Below are 2,294 nucleotides of genomic sequence, written 5' to 3'. Positions count from 1 at the left end.
GGCGGGAGTCGACGGGAGTCCGGAGGCCGACGGGAGTCCGGGTGGGGGGTCGCATCCGGGGACGCCGCGGCTGTTTCTCGACCGGTTCGCGACGGAGGACGGGCGGGCGCGGTTCGTGCCGGTGGTGCACCGGGCGTCGGCGGAGGAGCCGGACGCGGAGTATCCGGTGCTGCTCACCACGGGGCGGGTGCTCGCGCAGTACCAGTCGGGGGCGCAGACGCGGCGGGTGGCGGAGCTGAACGCCGCGGCTCCCGGGCCGTTCGTGGAGCTGCATCCGCGGCTGGCGGCGCGGCTGGGGGTCGTCGAGGGCGAGCGGGTCGCGGTGGTGTCGCGGCGCGGCCGGGCGGTCGCGCCGGCTCGGGTCACCTCGGCGATCCGCTCCGACACCGTGTTCATGCCGTTCCACTGGCCGGGCGAGGGGCGGGCCAACTCGTTGACGCATCCGGCGCTGGACCCGGTGTCACGGATGCCGGAGTTCAAGGTGTGCGCCGTGCGGCTGGAGCGGGCCCAGGGCTGAGAGCCCCCCGGGCCCGCCGTCACAGGGCGGTGCGACGGATCAGCAGGTGCGTCCCGTGTACCAGGCGCCGTCCACGTCCGAGGCCGAGCCGATCCAGGTCACGCCGGGGCCCACGCACTGCTCGGAGTTGGGACCCCAGTCGTCGATCTCGATCACGATGCGCGAGCCGTCGCTCGTGCAGTGGTTGTAGTAGGCGTCGCTGGCGGTCTCGAAGAATCCGCAGGGGTCCTTGACGGACGGTTCGGCGGAGGCCGAGGATGCCATCGACATCCCCAGGCCCAGGGCCAGGGCGCCGATGAGGGCCGGCAAGGTACGGCGAACTCGCATGAGGCGTCTCCTTCTTGGGACAGGTGCTCGCGCACCACCTCGCACACCGGCCCGCGCCGGTGCACACGGAGAGCTTCCAGTCACTCACTGTCCGTAGTCGCGCGAAGTCGCCCGCACGAGTGATTCGATCCATCAGATCGAGTGCGCGGGCGTTTGAGCTGCGGATTCAGCCTGGCGGGGCGGGAGTTGAGCTCTGGGGCGGGAGTTGCTGCCCGCCGATCCGGTGTGACGCCCAGTCACCGTGCCCGATCACCGCTCCCGAGCTCCGCAGCCCGGCCGCGACGCGCGGGGCCGCCACGTAGACCCAGGCGCGCACGGCCGCCCCGCCTGGACGGACGACGTCGCGCACGACCCGCTCGTACAGATTGCGGGGGTCGCCGGGGACGTACTCCTCCAGCAGGTCCAGGGCGACGAGGAGACGGTCGTACGCGGTGGGCAGCGCGGTCACCAACTCGCCGTGCACCGGGCCCGCTCCGGGATCCTCGACGAGGTACGGGTAGCCGGGGCCGTCGTACAGGACGGCGCCGCGCAGCAGGGCGGGCTCTTCCGCGGCGACCCGGCCGGCCAGGTGGGCGGCGTGGTTGCACTCCCCCGGGCGCAGCGTGCCGTACACGAAGAACGGCAGGCGGGCGGTGCCGCCGCGCCCGGTCACTCGACGGCTCCCGGCGCCTCGGGGTTGCCGGGCTCCCCCGCTCCGGGCTCCCCCGCTCCGGACTTCCCCGCCTCGGGGGCCTCGGAGTCCCCCTCCCCGGGTTCCCGGGCCTCGGCCCCCTGCTCCCGCTCCGTGACCTCCTGCTCCACCCAGTCCAGGTAGGCCGCGCTCCCCCGGACCACGGGGGTGGCGATGATCTCCGGGGTGTCGTAGTCGTGGGCGGCGGTGAGCCATGCCTCCAGGGCGGCGTAGCGCGCGGGGGTCGTCTTGAGCAGCACCTGCCACTCCTGGGCGGTCTCGATGCCGCCCGCCCAGCGGTAGACGGAGGTGACGGGCCCGGAGATCTGCGCACAGGCCGCGACCCGCCCCTGGACCGCACCGCGCGCCAGGCCGCGCGCCTTGTGTTCGGTGTCCGTCGTGGTCAGCACGGTCAGCGCCCGTACCGTCGGTTCGTCGTCCATAGGCATACGCCGATTGTGCACAGCGCCGGAGGAGGAGCGGCGCGGCAGGGCGAGAGACCCGGAGCCCTGAGGGCCCTCGGAGCCCCCAGAGCCCCCAGAGCCCTCAGACCCCCGGAGCCCCTGAAGCCCCTGAAGCCCCCGGCCGCCAGAGGACACAGACCAGGCCGAAGGTCCCGAACATGGCGATTCCCGCGCCTTTATTCGCGGCTGTTACACAACCTCCTGATTTCCGTGATGGACGGTTCCTACCGTCGAGAGCGGTGGCCGGCCCCTCTGCCGAATCCCCGGTGCAGTCCCCGGGCCGGTCACCACCAGCCCTTGCCCACCTGCTCCTTCA

The 2,294-nt window shown here is 73.2% G+C and carries 3 protein-coding genes and 1 pseudogene; 1 reads left to right on the top strand and 3 read right to left on the bottom strand.

Going from position 1 to position 2,294, the window contains the following annotated elements; genetic code table 11:
• A partial coding sequence (locus AOK22_RS36420) for a molybdopterin oxidoreductase family protein (protein ID WP_167357927.1) occupies positions 1-517 on the top strand: 517 nt, incomplete at its 5' end.
• Between the two features lie 39 nt (positions 518-556).
• Here AOK22_RS36420 and AOK22_RS41680 read toward each other — a convergent pair.
• The 3 genes and pseudogenes from AOK22_RS41680 to cutA form a co-directional block, all read right to left on the bottom strand.
• Complete coding sequence (locus AOK22_RS41680) at positions 557-844, bottom strand: DUF6355 family natural product biosynthesis protein (RefSeq protein WP_055702952.1); 288 nt, start codon at positions 842-844, stop codon at positions 557-559.
• A 166-nt stretch (positions 845-1,010) separates the two neighbouring features.
• Positions 1,011-1,496: a gamma-glutamylcyclotransferase family protein gene (locus AOK22_RS40455; RefSeq protein ID WP_193433309.1), complete on the bottom strand. Its 486-nt coding sequence runs from the start codon at positions 1,494-1,496 to the stop codon at positions 1,011-1,013.
• A 131-nt stretch (positions 1,497-1,627) separates the two neighbouring features.
• A pseudogene (gene cutA, locus AOK22_RS36405) lies at positions 1,628-1,963 on the bottom strand (divalent-cation tolerance protein CutA); the annotation flags it as partial.
• Between the last annotated feature and the right edge of the window lie 331 nt (positions 1,964-2,294).

The organism is Streptomyces silaceus (genome assembly GCF_001419745.1).
GTDB lineage: Bacteria > Actinomycetota > Actinomycetes > Streptomycetales > Streptomycetaceae > Streptomyces > Streptomyces silaceus.
Note: the sequence above shows the minus strand (reverse complement) of the source record. Positions and strands in the feature narration are given on the sequence as shown.